General features: G+C 65.7%; 18 protein-coding genes. All 18 read right to left on the reverse strand.

What is annotated here, in order from left to right; translation table 11 throughout:
- Positions 1 to 51 precede the first annotated feature (51 nt).
- The 18 genes from ACW170_RS14230 to ACW170_RS14315 all read right to left on the reverse strand — a co-directional run bounded on the left by ACW170_RS14230 (position 52) and on the right by ACW170_RS14315 (position 17746).
- Positions 52 to 1725: a ribonuclease J gene (locus tag ACW170_RS14230; RefSeq protein WP_492087298.1), complete on the reverse strand. Its 1674-nt coding sequence runs from the start codon at positions 1723 to 1725 to the stop codon at positions 52 to 54.
- Positions 1726 to 2505, reverse strand: coding sequence for a type III pantothenate kinase (locus ACW170_RS14235; RefSeq protein ID WP_492089188.1), 780 nt, complete (start codon positions 2503 to 2505; stop codon positions 1726 to 1728).
- Entirely contained in the window at positions 2502 to 3266 is a 765-nt protein-coding gene (locus ACW170_RS14240) for a biotin--[acetyl-CoA-carboxylase] ligase (RefSeq protein ID WP_492087299.1), read from the reverse strand. The genes ACW170_RS14235 and ACW170_RS14240 overlap by 4 nt, the downstream gene beginning before the upstream one ends.
- A 4-nt stretch (positions 3267 to 3270) precedes the next feature.
- A complete protein-coding gene (gene nuoN, locus ACW170_RS14245) occupies positions 3271 to 4713 on the reverse strand; it encodes an NADH-quinone oxidoreductase subunit NuoN (protein ID WP_492087300.1) in 1443 nt (480 codons plus the stop codon).
- A gap of 8 nt (positions 4714 to 4721) precedes the next feature.
- Entirely contained in the window at positions 4722 to 6206 is a 1485-nt protein-coding gene (locus tag ACW170_RS14250) for an NADH-quinone oxidoreductase subunit M (protein ID WP_492087301.1), read from the reverse strand.
- A gap of 4 nt (positions 6207 to 6210) precedes the next feature.
- Positions 6211 to 8304, reverse strand: coding sequence for an NADH-quinone oxidoreductase subunit L (gene nuoL, locus ACW170_RS14255; protein ID WP_492087302.1), 2094 nt, complete (start codon positions 8302 to 8304; stop codon positions 6211 to 6213).
- 2 nt (positions 8305 to 8306) lie between these two features.
- Positions 8307 to 8615, reverse strand: coding sequence for an NADH-quinone oxidoreductase subunit NuoK (gene nuoK / locus ACW170_RS14260; protein ID WP_008264046.1), 309 nt, complete (start codon positions 8613 to 8615; stop codon positions 8307 to 8309).
- Complete coding sequence (locus ACW170_RS14265; protein ID WP_492087303.1) at positions 8615 to 9241, reverse strand: NADH-quinone oxidoreductase subunit J; 627 nt, start codon at positions 9239 to 9241, stop codon at positions 8615 to 8617. Before ACW170_RS14265 ends, nuoK begins: the two co-directional genes overlap by 1 nt.
- Positions 9242 to 9313: 72 nt before the next feature.
- Complete coding sequence (nuoI, locus tag ACW170_RS14270; protein WP_183195166.1) at positions 9314 to 9805, reverse strand: NADH-quinone oxidoreductase subunit NuoI; 492 nt, start codon at positions 9803 to 9805, stop codon at positions 9314 to 9316.
- Positions 9805 to 10017: a hypothetical protein gene (locus tag ACW170_RS14275; RefSeq protein WP_492087304.1), complete on the reverse strand. Its 213-nt coding sequence runs from the start codon at positions 10015 to 10017 to the stop codon at positions 9805 to 9807. The genes nuoI and ACW170_RS14275 overlap by 1 nt, the downstream gene beginning before the upstream one ends.
- Positions 10014 to 10247 (reverse strand): hypothetical protein, encoded by a 234-nt coding sequence (locus tag ACW170_RS14280; protein ID WP_492087305.1) that lies wholly within the window; start codon positions 10245 to 10247, stop codon positions 10014 to 10016. Before ACW170_RS14280 ends, ACW170_RS14275 begins: the two co-directional genes overlap by 4 nt.
- Positions 10248 to 11327 (reverse strand): NADH-quinone oxidoreductase subunit NuoH, encoded by a 1080-nt coding sequence (gene nuoH / locus ACW170_RS14285; protein ID WP_492087306.1) that lies wholly within the window; start codon positions 11325 to 11327, stop codon positions 10248 to 10250.
- Between the two features lie 3 nt (positions 11328 to 11330).
- Positions 11331 to 13376 (reverse strand): NADH-quinone oxidoreductase subunit NuoG, encoded by a 2046-nt coding sequence (nuoG, locus tag ACW170_RS14290; RefSeq protein ID WP_492087307.1) that lies wholly within the window; start codon positions 13374 to 13376, stop codon positions 11331 to 11333.
- Positions 13376 to 13867 (reverse strand): hypothetical protein, encoded by a 492-nt coding sequence (locus ACW170_RS14295; RefSeq protein ID WP_492087308.1) that lies wholly within the window; start codon positions 13865 to 13867, stop codon positions 13376 to 13378. The genes nuoG and ACW170_RS14295 overlap by 1 nt, the downstream gene beginning before the upstream one ends.
- 2 nt (positions 13868 to 13869) lie before the next feature.
- On the reverse strand, positions 13870 to 15183 hold the full coding sequence (nuoF, locus tag ACW170_RS14300; protein WP_492087309.1) for an NADH-quinone oxidoreductase subunit NuoF: 1314 nt from the start codon (positions 15181 to 15183) through the stop codon (positions 13870 to 13872).
- 393 nt (positions 15184 to 15576) lie between these two features.
- Positions 15577 to 15858 (reverse strand): hypothetical protein, encoded by a 282-nt coding sequence (locus ACW170_RS14305; protein ID WP_492040613.1) that lies wholly within the window; start codon positions 15856 to 15858, stop codon positions 15577 to 15579.
- The gene (gene nuoE, locus ACW170_RS14310) at positions 15858 to 16535 is read right to left on the reverse strand and encodes an NADH-quinone oxidoreductase subunit NuoE (protein ID WP_492087310.1); all 678 of its coding nucleotides are present in this window, start codon (positions 16533 to 16535) and stop codon (positions 15858 to 15860) included. Before nuoE ends, ACW170_RS14305 begins: the two co-directional genes overlap by 1 nt.
- On the reverse strand, positions 16532 to 17746 hold the full coding sequence (locus ACW170_RS14315) for an NADH-quinone oxidoreductase subunit D (protein WP_492089189.1): 1215 nt from the start codon (positions 17744 to 17746) through the stop codon (positions 16532 to 16534). The genes nuoE and ACW170_RS14315 overlap by 4 nt, the downstream gene beginning before the upstream one ends.
- Positions 17747 to 17777 lie beyond the last annotated feature (31 nt).

A 17777-nucleotide genomic window follows, 5' to 3' on the forward strand; every position in this document is an offset into this window, starting at 1 on the left:
TGCTCCTTGACCGTTCTCGCAGACAAATGCGCCCGAACGGTCAAGGTTGCATCAGACCCGCAGGACGACCGTCTCGACGATGGGACGGCGATCCCAGATCTGCTGGCTGGCCTTCTTCAACACGCGAGCGACGGCCTGTTCGATGACCATTTCGTCGTCCAGGGCCTCGCCCTTCAGGCCCTTGACCACCTGTTCGACGCGCTCGGCCAGCTTGTCCAAAGCATCCCCCAGCGGCGTGGCGGTGTCGCCGGGCAGGCCGACGCTGCGGATATCGATGTCGCTGGCGATGCGGCCGCGCTTGTCCAAGGCGAAGCTGACGATCAGCACGCCATTGGTCGAGGCGTGGCGACGTTCCTTCAGGGCCTCGCCCTGTTCGGTCACCAGCATGCCGCCGTCGACGTACAGGCGGCCGTTCGGCACCTCGTCGATGATCTTGGCCGGCCCGGGGGCCAGGCGCACCATGTCGCCGTTGCGCGGCGTCACGGTTTCCTTGACGCCGATGTCCTTGGCCAGATTGGCGTGTTCCAGCAGGAAACGACGCACGCCGTGGGTCGGCACCGCGATCTGCGGCCGCACCCATTCGTACATCTGCCTCAACTCGTCGCGGCACGGGTGGCCCGAGACGTGGATGCCGGGATGGTCCTTCTCGGTGTAGAGGCGCACGCCCCGATCCGCGAGACGATCCTGCAGATTGCCGATGGCAAGTTCGTTGCCGGGAATTTGGCGCGACGAGAAGATGCAGTGGTCGCCCAGGCCCAGTTTGACGACCGGATGAGTGCCGTCGGCGACGCGCGACAGGGCCGCCCTCGCCTCGCCCTGGCTGCCGGTGCACAGATACAGGATCTGGTCGGCGGGCCAGACGCGGGCCTCTTCGTCCGACAGGAAGGGTTTCACGTCCTGCAGCATGCCGACGTGTTTGGCCGCTGCCGTGATCCGGTGCATCGAACGGCCGGCCAGGGACACGCGACGGCCGCAGGCCTCGGCGGCGCGGATGACGCTGTCCATCCGGGCGACGTTCGAGGCGAAACAGCCCACCGCAACCCGGCCCTTGAGGCTGGAGATCAGCTTGGTGATCGCAACGGCCACATCGCCCTCGGACCCGGCCACGCCCGGCACGAAGACATTGGTCGAGTCGCAGACCATGGCCAGCACGCCTTCGTCGCCCATGGCGCGAATGGCGGGGGCGTCAGTCTTCTCGCCGATGATCGGCTGGTCGTCGATCTTCCAGTCGCCGGTGTGGAACACCACGCCCAGGGGGGTGTCGATGGCCAGGCCGCTCGGCTCGGCGATCGAATGGCTCATGTTGACGAAGGTGACGCCGAACGAGCCGATATCCACCGTGCCGCCCAGCGGCACCTCGATCAACTGCACCTCGTCCAGGATGCCGCGTTCCCGCAGCTTGTCGCGGATCAGATAGGCGGTGAAAGGGGTGGCGTAGATCGGCGCCTTGATGCGCGGCCACAGCCAGCCCAGGGCGCCGATATGGTCTTCGTGCGCGTGGGTCAGCACGATGCCCTTGATCGTCTCGCCTTCCAGATAGGAAGGATCGGGCACGATCACGTCCACGCCGGGCGTGGACAGGTCGCCGAAGGTGACGCCGACATCGACGATCAGCCATTCACGATTGGCCTCTGGCCCGAAGCCATAGGCGTTGAGGTTCATACCGACCTCGTCCGAGCCGCCCAGCGGCAGGAAAACGAGTTCGTCTTGGGTTTGCTTTTTCATTCAGTCCGTCATTTGGGCGTTACGACGCCAGATTTCCAGGAGGCCGCGAATAGTCAGGTCGGGATCGAAGTGATCGATGCTGTCGGTCGCGCCTTCGAACAGGCTGGCGACGCCGCCGGTTCCGATGACGGTCATGGGCCGCGCCCATTCCGCCTTGATGCGCGCGACCAAGCCTTCGATCAACGAAATATAGCCCCAGAAGACGCCGGACTGCATGGCCTCGACCGTGCCCTTGCCGATCACGTGTTCGGGCTTCTGAATGGCGATGCGTGGCAGTTTGGCCGCCGCCTCGTGCAGGGCCTGGAGCGACAGATTGATGCCGGGGGCGATCAGGCCGCCCTCGAACGCGCCGTCGTCGGCGACGATGTCGAAGGTGGTGGCCGTGCCGCTGTCGATGACGATCAGGTCGCCGGGATAGACCAGCTTGGCCCCAATGGCGTTGACCAGCCGGTCGGCGCCGGCCTCGCTGGGTTTGGCGATACGGACGTCGATGCCCAGCTCGGCGTTCTCGCCGATGACCAGAGGTTCGATGTTCAGATAGCGGCGCGCCAGATTGCGCAGGTTGAAGATCGACTGGGGCACGACGCTGGAGATGATGCAGCCGGTCAGGGCGGCGAAGGCCAGCCCCTTCATGGTCATCAGCTGGTTCAGCCAGACGGCGTATTCGTCGGCGGTGCGGCTGGCCTCGGTGGCGGCGCGCCACTGGGCGATCCAGTCCGTCCCGTCGTGAACGGCGAACAGCGTATTGGTGTTGCCCTGTTCGATGGCGAGCAGCATCAGGCGGCCCCTGCCAGAGACCCTTGGCCGAAGAAGACGTCGCCGGCCGAGATCAGCCGCACGGAGCCGTCGGCCAGCCGCAGGCGCAGCGCCCCATCGGCCTCGACCCCTTCGGCCACGCCTTCCAGCGTCTCATTGTCCAGGCGGGCGACGCAAGGGCCGTTCAACCCCGTCAGGCGGCTGGTCCAGGCGTCGAGCACCGGCTCGAAGCCCATCGTCTGCCAGCGGCCCCACCAGACGGCGAAGGTCTCGGCCAGGATCTCGGCGGCGGCCTCTATGGGCGGGACATAGGCCATGTCGGCGCGCAGCCGGGCGGCGATCGCGGTCGCGCCGCGCTCCGTGCCGTCCGGCGCATGGGCCAGGTTCACGCCGATGCCGACGGCCAGCCACAGGTCGCCGTTCGCATGGGCGCCGGACTCGACCAGGATGCCCGAGACCTTGACCCCGTCCAGCAGGACGTCATTAGGCCATTTGATCGCCACCAGGGCCGGCGACACAAAGACGTCCAACAGGTCGGCGACCGCCAGGGCGGCGACGAAGGTGGCCTGGGCCGCCTCGGCCGCCGACTTGGGCGTGGTGATCAGCAGGGTGGCGGCCAGGTTGCCCTGTTCGGTGTCCCATTTGCGGCCGCGGCGGCCGCGGCCGGCGGTCTGGCGCCGCGCCACGATCCAGCGCGGCCCCGCCTCTCCGGCCTCGGCCAGGCGACGGGCCTCGGCGTTGGTCGAGTCGATCTCGTCGAGGATGACCAGGGGGGCGGGCGTCAACGCCCTAACCGTTCCCGAAGCCGGCGCTCGCAACCTTGGTCAGCGGCTCCAGCCAGGTCAGACCCACGATCACCAGCGGGAAGGCGAAGGCGGCGCAGGCCCAGCCGATGATGCTGGTTTCCGGCGACGACTTGTCGGTGGCGATCTCATCCAGCGGCGGATCGAACCACATCAGCTTGATGATGCGCAGATAGTAGAAGGCGGCGACGACCGAGGCGACCAGACCGGCTGCGGCGACCGGCCACAGACCGGCGTCGGCGGCGGCGCCGAAGACATAATACTTGCCCCAGAATCCCGAGAACGGCGGCATGCCCAGGACCGACAGCGACAGGACGGTCAGGGCCACGGCCGTCACCGGCCGGTCCTTCTTCAGACCCGCCAGATCGGCGATGCGACGGATCGGACGACCCGACTTGGACAGGCTGAGCAGGATGGCGAAGAAGCCCAGTTGGTCGATGACATACAGGGTCATGAACATCAGCATGGCCTGCAGGCCTTCGCTGGTGCCGGCGGCGATGCCCAGCAGGGCGTAGCCGATGTTGGCGATCGAGGAATAGGCCAGCAGGCGCTGGATGTCCTTCTGCGCCAGACCGCCGAAGGCGCCGACGACGAAGCTGAGCAGGGAGATGGCGACCAGGACCTGCGACCACTGGGCGTGGGCCTCGCTGAAGCCGCCCTCCAGGGCGCGGGCGATCAGGACCATGGCGGCGACCTTGGGAGCCGTGGCGAACAGAGCCACGACCGGCGTCGGCGCGCCTTCATAGACGTCAGGCGTCCACATGTGGAACGGCGCCGCCGAGACCTTGAACGCCAGACCGCAGATCAGGAAGACCAGGCCGAAGACCAGGCCGGGCCCCGGATTGTTCTGGGCGAAGGCGGCGATGTCCTCGAACCGCATCGAACCGGCGAAACCGTAGATCAGGCTGGAGCCGTACAGCAGCAGGCCCGACGACAGGGCGCCCAGGACGAAATACTTCAGGCCCGCTTCCGACGCCTTGACGTCGTCGCGGTGGAAGGCGGCTAGGACGTACAGGGCCAGCGAGTGCAGCTCGATCCCGACGTACATGGAGATCAGATCGCCCGAGGACGCCATCATCCCCATGCCGACCGAGGCCAGCACGATCAGGACCGGATATTCGAACTTGGCGATGTGGGTCCGCTTCATCCAGCCGTCGCCGAGCACGATGGCGACCGCGGCGGACAGATAGATGACGCTCTTGCCGTAGATGGCCAGCGGATCGGCCACATAGGCGCCGTTGAAGGCGACGCCCCAAGGTCCCATGAAGGCGATGACGGCGGCGGCGATCAGCAGCAGGACCGACAGGATGGACACCAGCCGGGCGCTCTTGTCGCCGATGAAGGCGCCGACCATCAGCAGGACCAGGGCGCCGACCGCAAGGGTCAGCTCCGAGGCGGCGAGGTGCAGGGCGGAGGACAGATCAGGCATGCTTGGTCTCACCCGCCGATCGCGACGCGATAGGCATTGGTCAGGGCCTCGACGGCGGGCCCGGTGTAATCGAGGACGGCGGCCGGATGGACGCCCAGCCACAGGGTGCCGAGGATCAACGGCACGAACAGCGCAAGCTCACGCTTGTCGATGTCGGCGATGGTCATCAGCTTCGGATTGGTGATCTCGCCGAACATGACCGAACGATACAGGGTCAGGGCGTAGACCGCCGAGAAGATCACGCCCGAGGCCGCCACCAGGGCCGCCCAGGTCGAGGCCTGATAGGCGCCCGTCATGGTCAGGACTTCGCCGATGAAGCCCGAGGTGCCCGGCAGGCCGACGTTGGCCATGGTGAACATCAGGAAGATGGCGGCGAACCAGGGCATGCGCGACGTCAGGCCGCCGTAGAAGGCGATCTCCCGCGTGTGCATCCGGTCGTAGACCACGCCGACGCACAGGAACAGCGCGCCCGAGATCAGACCGTGGCTGATCATCTGGAACACCGCGCCCTGCATGCCCTGATCGTTGCCTGCGAAGATGCCCAGGGTGACGAACCCCATGTGGGCGACCGAGGAATAGGCGATCAGCTTCTTGATGTCCGTCTGACGCCAGGCGACCAGCGAGGTGTAGACGATGGCGATCACCGACAGGGTGAAGACCAGCGGGCGGAACATCTCGGACGCGACCGGGAACATGGGCACGTTGAACAGGATGAAGCCGTAACCGCCCAGCTTCAGCAGGATGCCGGCCAGGATGACCGAGCCCGCCGTCGGCGCCTGAACGTGGGCGTCGGGCAGCCAGGTGTGCACCGGCCACATCGGCATCTTCACCGCGAAGGAGGCGAAGAAGGCCAGCCACAACAGCGGCTGAACCGCCGGGTCGAAGGCGTATTGCTTCAGCTCGGGGATGCTGGTGGTGCCGGCGGTGTGCGACATCCACAACATGGCCAGCAGCATCAGCACCGACCCCAGCAGGGTGTAGAGGAAGAACTTGTAGGCGGCGTAGATCCGGTTGGCGCCGCCCCAGATGCCGATGATCAGGAACATCGGCACCAGGGTGCCTTCGAAGAAGATGTAGAAGAGATACAGGTCCAGCGCCGTGAAGACGCCGATGACCAGGGTCTCCAGCACCAGGAAGGCGATCATATATTCGACGACGCGCGTCTCGATCGATTTCCAGCTGGCCAGGATGCAGATCGGCATCAGGAAGGCCGTCAGCAGGACGAACAGGATCGAAATCCCGTCTACGCCGAGATGATAGCTGGCCCCGGCGAACCAGGGGACCATTTCAACGAACTGGTATCCAGGGTTCGACGGATCGAAACCGGCGACCAGCACGACCGACACGCCCAGCGCCACCAGGGTCGTCAGCAGAGCGATCCAGCGCGCGGTCGGGGCGGCGGCGTCCTGGGACTTGGACGCCAGCCGGGCGAGGAAGATCGCCAGGGCGCCGACCAGCGGCAGGAATGTAACGAGGCTCAAGATGTAGGGCACGGGCTCAGACTCCCCACGCGAAGATGGCGAAGGTGAGCAGACCGGCCACCCCGAGCAGCATCACGAAGGCATAGTAATAGAGGAAACCAGACTGGAACTTCGACAGCCAGCCGGCCGATTTCAGCGAGGCCCAGGCGGCGCCGTTGGGGCCGAAGCCGTCGATGATCTTCACGTCGAAGATCTTCCAGAAGGCGTCGCCGATGGCCTTGAAGCCGCGCACGAAGACGAAGTCGTACAGCTCGTCGAAATACCACTTGTTGTAGAGGAAGCGGTAGATCGCGCCGTCCCGCTCGGCCATGCGACGGCCCATGCCCTCGCGAGCGACATAGATCCAGTAGGCGAAAGCCGTGCCGGTCAGGGTCAGGATCAGCGGCGACCACTTCACCCAGGTCGGGACGTCGTGGCTCTCGTGGAGCACATGGTTGTGCTCGCCGGTGAAGATGGCCCCGCGCCAGAACTCGTGCTCGTGGTGGCCGATGAAGTACGGCGCGAACACGAAGCCCGCAGCGACGGCGCCGACCGACAGCAGGATCAGCGGCACCAGCATGACCCAGGGGCTCTCGTGCGGGTGCAGCGGACCGTGGTGGCCGTGATCGTCATGCGCATGGTCGTCATGAGCGTGCGAATCCGCGACCGGCTCGGAATGGGTTTCCAGCTGGGCGTGCGAAGCATGGTCGTCGGCGTGATGGGCGTCGCCCTCTTCCTTCCACACCGGCTTGTTGTGGAAGGTCATGAAGATCAGACGCCAGGAATAGTAGGCTGTCAGACCCGCCGCGATCAGGCCGATGCAGAAGGCGAACATGCCGACCGCCGAATGACCCGAAGCGGCCGAGGCGAAGGCGCTCTCGATGATCGAGTCCTTCGAATAGAAGCCCGCGAAACCGCCGACGCCGGGGATGCCCAGGCCGGTGATGGCGATGGTGCCGATGGTCATGACGGCATAGGTGATCGGCAGCAGCTTCCAGAGCCCGCCCATCTTCCGCATGTCCTGCTCGTGGTGCATGCCGTGGATCACCGAACCGGCGCCCAGGAACAGCAGGGCCTTGAAAAAGGCGTGGGTGAACAGGTGGAACATGGCCGCCTGATAGGCGCCGACGCCCGCCGCGAAGAACATGTAGCCCAGCTGCGAACAGGTCGAATAGGCGATGACCCGCTTGATGTCGTTCTGGGTCAGGCCGACCGTGGCGGCGAACAAGGCCGTGATCGCGCCGATGATGGCGATGATCTGCGACGCGCCGGGGGCGTACTCATAGATGGGCGACAGCAGGCAGACCATATAGACGCCGGCGGTCACCATGGTGGCGGCGTGGATCAGGGCCGAGACCGGGGTCGGGCCTTCCATCGCGTCCGGCAGCCAGGTGTGCAGGAAGAACTGGGCCGACTTGCCCATGGCGCCGATGAACAGCAGGAAACCAGCCAGGTCGAGCGCGGACCACTGGACGCCCAGGAACTCCCAGGTCGTGCCGGCCTTGGTCGCGACCAGCGGGAACAGTTCGGCGAACTCGATCGTCCCGTACATCCAGAAGATGGTGATGATGCCCAGCACGAAGCCGAAGTCGCCGACGCGGTTGACGACGAAGGCCTTGATGGCGGCGGCGCTGGCGGTCGGCTTCTTGAACCAGAAGCCGATCAGCAGATACGAGGCCAGGCCCACGCCTTCCCAGCCGAAGAAGATCTGCATGAAGTCAGCGGCCGTCACCAGCGCCAGCATCATGAAGGTGAACAGGGACAGATAGGCGAAGAAGCGCGGCCGGCTGTCGTCCTCGGCCATATAGCCCCAGGAATACAGGTGAACCAGCGACGAGACGCTGGTGACCACGATCAGCATGGTCGCCGACAGGGCGTCGATGCGGATCGACCAGGCCGACTGGAAGTCGCCGACGTTGATGAAGGGCGCCAGGCGAATGGTGAAGGGCTCAAGATGGCCCCAGGTCCACTGGCCGAACACCGTCCAGGCGACGGCGCACGAGAAGAACAGCAGACCGGTCGTAATGGTCTGCGACGGGATATTGCCGATACGGCGGCCGAAAAGGCCGGCGACGGTCGCGCCCAGCAGGGGGGCGAAGATCCCGAGAATGATCAGGGTGTGGAGGTTCACGCTCAGCCCTTCATCACGGAGGCGTCGTCGACGGCGATGTCGCCGCGGTTACGGAAGAAGGTCACCAGGATGGCCAGGCCGACGGCGGCCTCGGCCGCGGCGACGGTCAGGACGAACATGGCCATGATCTGCCCGCTGATGTCGTTCAGATAGGTCGAGAAGGCGACGAAATTGATGTTCACGGCCAGCAGGATCAGCTCGATCGACATCAGGATGATGATGACGTTCTTGCGGTTCACGAAGATGCCGAAGACCCCGATGGTGAACAGGATCGCCGCCACGCTGAGATAATGGATGAGACCGATGTCCATCAGAGAAGCTCCTCGGGCGTGACGCCCTGCCCGGTCGGAACCGACTTGATCTCCATCGCCTTGGCGGCGGAGCGGTTGACCTGGGCGGTGATGTCCTGACGCTTGACGTGCGTCTTGTGGCGCAGGGTAAGGGTGATGGCCCCGATCATGGCGATCAGCAGCACGATCCCGGCCGCCTGGAAGAAGTAGATATAGTCGGTGTAGAGCACCCGGCCGATGGCCTCGACATTGCTCATGTCGGGATCGGGCGCGCCGGGTCCGGTCAGGCCGGCGGTCGCGCCGCCCTGGATCACCGCGCTGGAGACCACGATCATCTCGGCCAGCAGTACGGCGGCGACCACGCCGCCGATCGGCAGATATTTGGCGTAGCCCTCACGCAGCTTCAGGAAGTCGACGTCCAACATCATGACGACGAACAGGAACAGCACCGCCACGGCGCCGACGTAGACGACGACCAGCAGCATGGCCAGGAACTCGGCCCCCAGCAGGACGAACAGACCCGCCGCCGAGAAGAAGGCGAGGATCAACCACAGCACGCTGTGCACCGGATTGCGCGCGGTCACGACCAGAAGCCCGGACACCACGGCGGTCGCCGCCAGCAGATAGAAGGCAATGCCTTGCAGCATGTCGGGACGAAGCCCCTTTCGTCTCGGCCGCGACCCCAGTTTGGGAATCGCTGACCCGTTAGCGTGAGCGCCTTAGCGGTAAGGCGCGTCGAGTTCCAGATTCTTGGCGATCTGCCGTTCCCAGCGATCCCCGTTGTCGAGCAGTCGGGCCTTGTCGAACAGCAGCTCTTCGCGCGTTTCGACGGCGTATTCGGAGTTCGGCCCCTCGACGATGGCGTCCACCGGGCAGGCCTCCTGGCACAGGCCGCAGTAGATGCACTTGACCATGTCGATGTCGTAGCGGGTCGTGCGGCGGCTGCCGTCGGCGCGGGGTTCGGCCTCGATGGTGATGGCTTGGGCGGGGCAGATGGCCTCGCACAGCTTGCAAGCGATGCACCGCTCTTCACCGTTCGCATAGCGGCGCAGGGCGTGCTCGCCGCGGAAACGCGGCGACTGCGGGTTCCGCTCGAACGGATAGTTCACGGTCGCCTTGGGGCGAGCCATGTACTTCAAGGTCAGGCCGATGGCGCCGATGGCATCGAGCATCATCGCGCCCTTGGCGGCCTGGGCGATACGAGTGAACATCAGAAGCGATCCTCTGGCGCCGGGGCGCCGTTGGTTGAAGTCTTGGTCGGTGCGGCCTGGGAAGCGGCCTTGGTCTGGGCGTCGCGCCATTCACGCTCGATGCGTTCCTGACGACGTTCCCACTGATAGCCGGACTCGGGCATGCGCGTATCGGGCGCACAGGCTGTTATCACGGGTGCGAGGACCAGCAGCAGCAGGCTCATACGGCTCATGCCCCGCCTCCCCGCAGCACGTCCTTGCAGTCCATCGTCTTATAGCGCGGATCGTCCCGGCTCATCATCCGGCACAGGTTGACCCGTTCGCCGCCGCGACGCACGTCATCCTCGCGCCGCTCCATCGACGCGACCGGATCGGTCGGCGCCGGAGCGGCGATCGGCGCGAACGTGCAGGCGACGAGGCCCCCAGATGCGACCAGGGCCAGAATGACGGCGCGTGGGTTCATCTATGCACCCACCGCGAAGACGCGCCAGGCGGCGGTGATGACCACGGCCACCAGCGAGGCGGGCAGGAAGACCTTCCAGCCCAGGCGCATCAGCTGGTCGTAGCGGTAGCGCGGCACGAAAGCCTTCACCAAGGCGATGGCCAGGAACCAGAAGACGGTCTTGGTGACGAAGGTCAGCAGATAGATGGTGTAGGCGATCCAGGCCGGCAGATCGTCCAGCGTCTCCTGAGACAGGAAGCCGGGGTTCCAGCCGCCGAAGAACAGGATGCTCATCATCGCCGACATGAAGACGATGTTGACGTACTCGCCCATCATGAACAGCAGATAGGTGGTCGAGCTGTATTCGACCTGATAGCCGGCCACGAGCTCGGATTCCGCTTCCGGCAGGTCGAACGGCGGCCGGTTGGTTTCCGCCAGGGCCGAGACGAAGAAGACGATCGACATCGGGAACAGGATCAGGATCAGGGGCCAGGTGCCCTGCCCGCCGCCGAAGGCGTACCAGTTCCAGAAATAGCCGCTCTGGCCCTCAACGATCTCCGACAGGTTCATGGTGCCGGCCAGCAGAATCACATTGATGATGATCAGGCCCAGCGAGACTTCATAGGACACCATCTGCGCCGCCGAACGCAGCGAGCCCAGGAACGGATACTTCGAGTTCGAAGCCCAGCCGCCCATGATGATGCCGTACACGCCCAGCGACGAGACCGCGAAGATGTACAGGATGCCGACGTTCAGGTCCGAAACCACCCAGCCCGGCGCGAACGGGATCACGGCCCAGGCCATGAAGGCCAGAATGACGGTGATGATCGGCGCCAGGATGAAGACCGCCTTGTCGGCGCCGGAGGGGATGACCACCTCCTTCAGCACGAACTTCAGCATGTCGGCGAAGGATTGCAGCAGGCCGAAGGGGCCGACGACGTTCGGTCCCTTGCGCATCTGCACCGAGGCCCAGACCTTACGGTCGGCCAGCAGCAGGAAGGCGACGGCGATCAGCACGCCAACCGTGATCAGCAGGATCTGACCGACCGTGATCAGCGTCCAGCCGCCCGGCGTGGCCCAGAAGGAAGTAGCAGCGTCCATAACTTACTCCGCCGCCATCGCGACCGGGGCGATCCGCAGGGCGGACAGCTCGGCCATGGTCGCGCTGGCGCGCGCGATCGGGTTGGAAAGATAGGGGTCCGTAATCGCCGAGGCGAAGACCCGGTCGCCCAGGTCGCCCTTGACGCCCAGCTTGGACGGATCAAAGGCGGCCGGCGTCGGCAGATAGTCGATCCGGCCGAAGGTCGGATGATCGGCCATCAGCTTGGCGCGCAGCTGGTCCAGGGTGTCGTATGCCAGGGTCTGGTCGACACGGGCGGACAGGGCGCGGATGATGGCCCAGTCTTCCTTGGCCTCGCCCTTGGGGAAGACGACGCGTTCGGCCATCTGCACCCGGCCCTCGGTGTTGACGTACAGGCCCGACTTCTCGGTATAGGCCGCGCCCGGAAGGATGACGTCGGCGCCGTGCGCGCCGCGGTCGCCGTGGCTGCCCAGATAGACGCGGAAGGCGTTCGAGCCGGTCGGATCGACCTCGTCGGCGCCCAGCAGGAACAGCACGTCCAGCGCGCCCGGCTTCAGCATGTCCGCTGCCGTCAGACCGCCTTCGGTCGGCACGAAGCCCATGTCCAGACCGCCGACGCGCGCGGCGGCGTGGTGCAGAACGTTGAAGCCGTTCCAGCCTTCGCTGATGACGCCGACCTTCTTGGCCAGGGTGCCCAGGGCGTTCAGGACGGCGGCGCCGCCCTCCCCGTTCAGCGCGCCGGAGCCGACGATGATCGCCGGACGCTCGGCCTTGGTCAGGAAGTCCATCGCCGACTTCGGCAGCTTGGCCAGGGTCTTCGAACCGGCGCCCAGATAGGCGTAGTCGAAGGTCAGATCGGCCTGTTCGCCGATGACGCCGATCTCGACCCCGCCCTTGATCCAGCTCTTGCGCAGACGCGCGTTCAGCAGCGGCGCCTCGATGCGCGGGTTGACGCCCACGATCAGGATGGCGTCAGCCTTTTCAATGCCTTCGAGGCCGGAGTTGAACAGCCAGCTCTCGCGCGGACCATAGCCGAGCGCGGCGCCGTCCTGGCGGCAGTCGGTGTTCTTGGAACCGAGGGCGCGGAACAGGTCCAGCGTCGCCTTCATCGACTCGGCGTCCTGCAGGTCGCCGGCGATCACGCCGATGCGGTCGGCCGAGGCGGCCTTCAGCTTGGCGGCGACGGCGTCCAGGGCCTCGTTCCACGAGGCGGCGCGCAGCTTGCCGTTCTCGCGGATCCACGGGCGGTCCAGGCGGCGCGCGGTCAGGCCGTCGACGACATAGCGGCTCTTGTCCGACAGCCACTCCTCGTTGATGCCCTCGTTCACGCGCGGCAAAACCCGCATCACCTCGGAGCCGCGGAAGTCGGCGCGGATGTTCGAGCCCAGGGCGTCCATGACGTCGATGGTCTCGGTCTTCTTCAGTTCCCACGGACGATAGTGGTACTGCCAGGGCCGGTGCGTCAGGGCGCCGACCGGGCACAGGTCATTGACATTGCCCGACAGTTCCGAGGCGACCGACTTCTCCAGATAGGTGGTGATCTCGGCGTCTTCGCCGCGCGAGATCATGCCGATGTCCGGCACGCCGGCGACCTCGGTGATGAAGCGGACACAACGGGTGCACTGGATGCACCGCGTCATGAAGGTCTTGATCGTCGGACCCATGTTCTTTTCTTCGACCGCGCGCTTGTTCTCGGCATAGCGAGAGCCATCGCGGCCATAGGCCATGGACTGGTCCTGAAGATCGCACTCGCCGCCCTGATCGCAGATCGGGCAATCCAGCGGGTGGTTGATGAGCAGGAACTCCATCACGCCTTCCCGGGCCTTCTTGACCATCGGGGTGTCGGTGAAGATTTCCTGGCCGTCGGCGGCCGGAAGCGCGCACGAGGCCTGGGGCTTCGGCGGCCCTGGCTTCACCTCGACCAGGCACATGCGGCAGTTGCCGGCGATGGACAGGCGTTCGTGGTAGCAGAAGCGCGGGATTTCCTGCCCCGCGCGCTCGGCGACCTGGAGCACGGTCATCCCGGGCTCGAACTCAACTTCGACGCCGTTGACCTTGGCGACTGGCATCAGCGGGCCTCTTCTTCAGCGGGAACGGCCAGTTCGGCCTGTTCCGTCGTCCCATCCGGGAGGGTCTGTGTGATGGTGATCGCCTGGGCGTCCATGACGTAGCGGATCACCGGATCGTCCGACTGGTTCATCCAGCGAACGAGGGTGGGATCGGGCAGATCGAGCGGCTTCCACACGATCAGGTCTTTCTCGACCCGACAGTCGGCCCGCATCCGGCCGCCGTCGACCGGGGCCCGCCACGAGGCGTGGACCACCCCGCCGTCGACGCCGTCGACGTCGATGGCCATCGGCGGCTGGCCGTGGATCGCGGCCAGGCCGGCGCGGCAGACGCGGCGCAGATCGGCCGGGGTCAGCACAGCCGGCGCCGTCTGCACGGCGTCGGAGGGCTGAGCCGCGGCCGCAATCTTTTCCGCAGGCGTGGGCGCAGCTTCGCGCTCGCCGCAAGCGGCGAGAGCCAAGGCTCCGATCACGATGGCGGACAAGCGGCGCATTCCTACTCCGCCGCGATCGCGTGGCCGGCGAAGTTCGCACGGCGACTGCGGTAGTTGGCGATACGCTCTTCGATCTCGTGGCGGAAGTGACGGATCAGGCCCTGAACCGGCCATGCGGCCGCGTCGCCCAGGGCGCAGATGGTGTGGCCCTCGACCTGACCGGCGACGTCCAGCAGCAGGTCGATTTCCGACGGATCGGCCTCGCCCACCGACATCCGCTCCAGCACGCGCCACATCCAGCCGGTGCCTTCCCGGCACGGCGTGCACTGGCCGCAGCTCTCGTGCTTGTAGAAATAGCTGATGCGGGCGATGGCCTTCACCAGGTCGGTGGAGTTGTCCATCACGATGACGGCGGCGGTGCCCAGGCCCGAGCGCATTTCGCGCAGGCTGTCGAAGTCCATCAGCGCCGTCTCGGACATTTCGCGCGTGATCAGCGGCACGGACGAACCGCCCGGAATGATGGCCTTCAGATTGTCCCAGCCGCCGCGCACGCCGCCGCAGTGTTCTTCCAGCAGTTGCCGCAGCGGGATCGACATGGCCTCTTCGACCACGCAGGGCGCGTTCACATGGCCCGAGATGGCCATCAGCTTGGTACCGGTGTTGTTCGGACGACCAAAGCCCGCGAACCAGCCAGCGCCGCGACGCAGGATCGTGCCGACGACGGCGATCGACTCGACGTTGTTCACCGTGGTGGGGCAGCCGTACAGGCCCGCACCGGCCGGGAACGGCGGCTTCAGACGGGGTTGGCCCTTCTTGCCTTCCAGGGATTCCAGCAGGGCGGTCTCTTCGCCGCAGATATAGGCGCCGGCGCCGTGGTGGATATAGACGTCGAAGTCCCAGCCGTGGACGTTGTCCTTGCCGATCAGACGGGCCTCATAGGCCTGCTTGACCGCCGCCTCCATCCGCTCGCGTTCCAGCACATATTCGCCGCGCAAATAGATGTAGCAAGCGTGGGCCTGCATGGCGAAGGAGGCGATCAGGCAGCCTTCGATCAGCAACTGGGGATCATGGCGCATGATCTCCCGGTCCTTGCAGGTGCCGGGTTCGGATTCGTCGGCGTTGACGACCAGGTAGTGGGGACGATCCTTCACTTCCTTGGGCATGAAGGACCACTTCAGCCCGGTCGAGAAACCGGCGCCGCCACGGCCGCGCAGGCCCGACGCCTTGACGTTGTTGATGATCCAGTCGCGGCCAAGGTCCAGCATGTCCTTGGTGGCGTTCCAGGCGCCGCGCTTCTTCGCCCCGTCCAGCGTCCAGTCCTGGAAACCGTACAGGTTGGTGAAGATCCGGTCCTTGTCTTCGAGAATGCCGACCATCAGGCTGCTCCTCCGTCTACGCCGACGGGGGGGACCGAGAGCGGACTGGCGTTCGAGGCCGAGATCGCGTTGGCCGGGAGGCGGCTGACGCGGTTCAGGGCTGGGGTTGTTACGCGGTTCGGAAGCATCAGCAGGACCGGGTGAAGGCGTAGAAGGAGCGGTCGCGGGGGCGACCGAAGGGGATGTTGGCGGGGTTTGCGCCGATACGGGCCCGGCGCTCAGCGACAGACTGGCCGCGCCGGCCAGATTGACCAGCAATCGGCCCGTCCCGGCGGGGCTCCACCCGCCTCGGCCGCGCTTGGGCGCGCGGCGCCCTGCCCGTTTCTGATCCATCGACATGGCGCCCCCCGGCACGCTGCATCGAATTCATGGAACCATAATAGATCGACGCCGTCATGACGTTGCGCCTTCCAACTCGCGCATCCGGCGTTTGTGATGCCGATTGCGGGTGTAGATGGCGCCGATGACGCAGGCCCAGCCGAAGCCGAGCATGACGTAGGACAGGGTGAAGGCCCATTCACCGAGGCCCGGCGTCCCCTGACGGGTCAGCAGGATCAGCATGGCCGCGCCGACCACGAGCGCGAGCCCGCCCGCGCGCAGGGGGCGCGCGACCTGGCGCAGCTCCTTGCGGTACGCGGCGCGGCCTTCGTCGCTGTCGAGGTCGGGTCCTGGCATCAGGCCGGAGCCTTCTCGACCGGCGCCGGATCGCTGTTGGGCAGCTTCTTGATCGGCTTGGCGGCCGAACCGTCATACAGTTTCGGATCCAGCAGGGTCTTGGCCCCGCCGGCCGGTTCGGACGTCGCACGGCCCTGATAGGAGCCCGGCTTGGGCGTCTTGCCGGCGGCGAAGTCGTCGATGATCTGGCCGATGGTTTCGGGCGTCAGGTCTTCGAAATAATAGTCGTTGATCTGTGCCATGGGCGCGTTCGAACAGGCGCCCAGGCACTCGACTTCCTGCCAGGTGAAACGGCCGTCTGCGGACAGATGGTCCTTGGGACCGATCTTCTCCTTGCAGACCCTCATCAGCTCATTGGCGCCGCGCAGCATGCACGGCGTGGTGCCGCACACCTGGATCAGGGCGGTCTTGCCGACCGGCTCCAGCATGAACATGGTGTAGAAGGTCGCGACCTCCAGAACCCGGATGAAGGGCATGCCCAGCAGATCGCCGATGGCGCGGATGGCGGGCTCGGAGACCCAGCCTTCCTGTTTCTGGACCAGCCACAGGATCGGGATCACCGCCGACTGGCGACGGTTTTCCGGATACTTCTTGATCCACCATTCGGCCTTGGCCTTGGTGTCCTTCGAAAAGGCGAAGGAGGCCGGCTGTTCCTTGGCGAGACGACGAACGCTCATCGGTCCACTTCTCCGAAAACGATGTCGAGCGAGCCCAGGATGGCGGAGACGTCAGCCAGTTGGTGGCCGCGGTTCATCCAGTCCATCGCCTGCAGGTGACGGAAGCCCGGCGCCGAGATCTTGACGCGATAGGGTTTGTTGGTGCCGTCCGACACCAGATAGATGCCGAACTCGCCCTTAGGCGCTTCGACCGAGGCGTAGACCTCGCCCTCGGGCGTCTTGAAGCCCTCAGTGTACAGTTTGAAGTGATGGATCAGGGATTCCATCGACCGCTTCATCTCGCCGCGACGCGGCGGAACGATCTTGTTGTCCTCGAGCATCACCGGTTCGCCGGGGCAGTTGCGCAGCTTGTGGATGCACTGCTCCATGATCCGCACCGACTGCTTCATCTCCTCGATGCGGCAGAGGTAACGATCCCAGCAGTCGCCGTTCTTGCCGACCGGAATATCGAACTCCAGCTCGGCATAGCACTCATACGGCTGCGACTTGCGCAGGTCCCAGGCGATGTCCGAGCCGCGCAGCATGACGCCGGTGAAGCCCCAGGCCAGGGCCTCTTCCTTGGACACGACGCCGATGTCGACATTGCGCTGCTTGAAGATGCGGTTCTCGGTGACCAAGCTCTCGATATCGGCCAGGGCCTGCGGGAACTCCAGGCACCAGCGACCGATGTCGTCGATCAGGTCCATCGGCAGGTCCTGGTGGACGCCGCCGGGACGGAAATAGTTGGCGTGCAGACGGGCGCCGCTGGCGCGCTCGTAGAAGACCATCAGCTTCTCGCGCTCTTCGTGTCCCCACAGCGGGGGCGTCAGGGCACCGACGTCCATGGCCTGCATGGTCGCGTTCAGGAGGTGGTTCCCGATCCGGCCGATCTCCGAATAGAGCACGCGGATCAGCTGTGCCCGGTACGGAACCTCGATGCCGAGCAGCTTCTCGATGGCCAGGCAGAAGGCGTGCTCCTGATTCATCGGCGCGACATAGTCGAGCCGATCCAGATAGGGCACGTTCTGCAGATAGGTGCGGGCCTCCATCAGCTTCTCGGTGCCGCGGTGCAGCAGGCCGATGTGCGGATCGACGCGTTCGACGATCTCGCCGTCCAGCTCCAGCACCAGGCGCAGCACGCCGTGCGCGGCCGGGTGTTGCGGGCCGAAGTTGATGGTGAACTTGCGGTCGTCCATCGCCTTGGCATGGTCGGTGCGGTGATCGACCGGCATGTCCTCGAACGGATCGACGGCGCCGCCGCTG

The sequence above is a fragment of the Brevundimonas sp. FV2ps16 genome (assembly GCF_058681075.1).

Bases quoted from the DNA above. Each gene is read 5' to 3' on its own strand.
- ACW170_RS14230 (WP_492087298.1), bottom strand. From the start codon at position 1,725: ATGAAAAAGCAAACCCAAGACGAACTCGTTTTCCTGCCGCTGGGCGGC.
- nuoN (WP_492087300.1), bottom strand. From the start codon at position 4,713: ATGCCTGATCTGTCCTCCGCCCTGCACCTCGCCGCCTCGGAGCTGACC.
- nuoK (WP_008264046.1), bottom strand. From the start codon at position 8,615: ATGGACATCGGTCTCATCCATTATCTCAGCGTGGCGGCGATCCTGTTC.
- ACW170_RS14265 (WP_492087303.1), bottom strand. From the start codon at position 9,241: ATGCTGCAAGGCATTGCCTTCTATCTGCTGGCGGCGACCGCCGTGGTG.
- nuoI (WP_183195166.1), bottom strand. From the start codon at position 9,805: ATGTTCACTCGTATCGCCCAGGCCGCCAAGGGCGCGATGATGCTCGAT.
- ACW170_RS14275 (WP_492087304.1), bottom strand. From the start codon at position 10,017: ATGAGCCGTATGAGCCTGCTGCTGCTGGTCCTCGCACCCGTGATAACA.
- ACW170_RS14280 (WP_492087305.1), bottom strand. From the start codon at position 10,247: ATGAACCCACGCGCCGTCATTCTGGCCCTGGTCGCATCTGGGGGCCTC.
- nuoH (WP_492087306.1), bottom strand. From the start codon at position 11,327: ATGGACGCTGCTACTTCCTTCTGGGCCACGCCGGGCGGCTGGACGCTG.
- nuoG (WP_492087307.1), bottom strand. From the start codon at position 13,376: ATGCCAGTCGCCAAGGTCAACGGCGTCGAAGTTGAGTTCGAGCCCGGG.
- ACW170_RS14295 (WP_492087308.1), bottom strand. From the start codon at position 13,867: ATGCGCCGCTTGTCCGCCATCGTGATCGGAGCCTTGGCTCTCGCCGCT.
- nuoF (WP_492087309.1), bottom strand. From the start codon at position 15,183: ATGGTCGGCATTCTCGAAGACAAGGACCGGATCTTCACCAACCTGTAC.
- ACW170_RS14305 (WP_492040613.1), bottom strand. From the start codon at position 15,858: ATGCCAGGACCCGACCTCGACAGCGACGAAGGCCGCGCCGCGTACCGC.
- nuoE (WP_492087310.1), bottom strand. From the start codon at position 16,535: ATGAGCGTTCGTCGTCTCGCCAAGGAACAGCCGGCCTCCTTCGCCTTT.
- ACW170_RS14315 (WP_492089189.1), bottom strand. From the start codon at position 17,746: ATGCCGGTCGATCACCGCACCGACCATGCCAAGGCGATGGACGACCGC.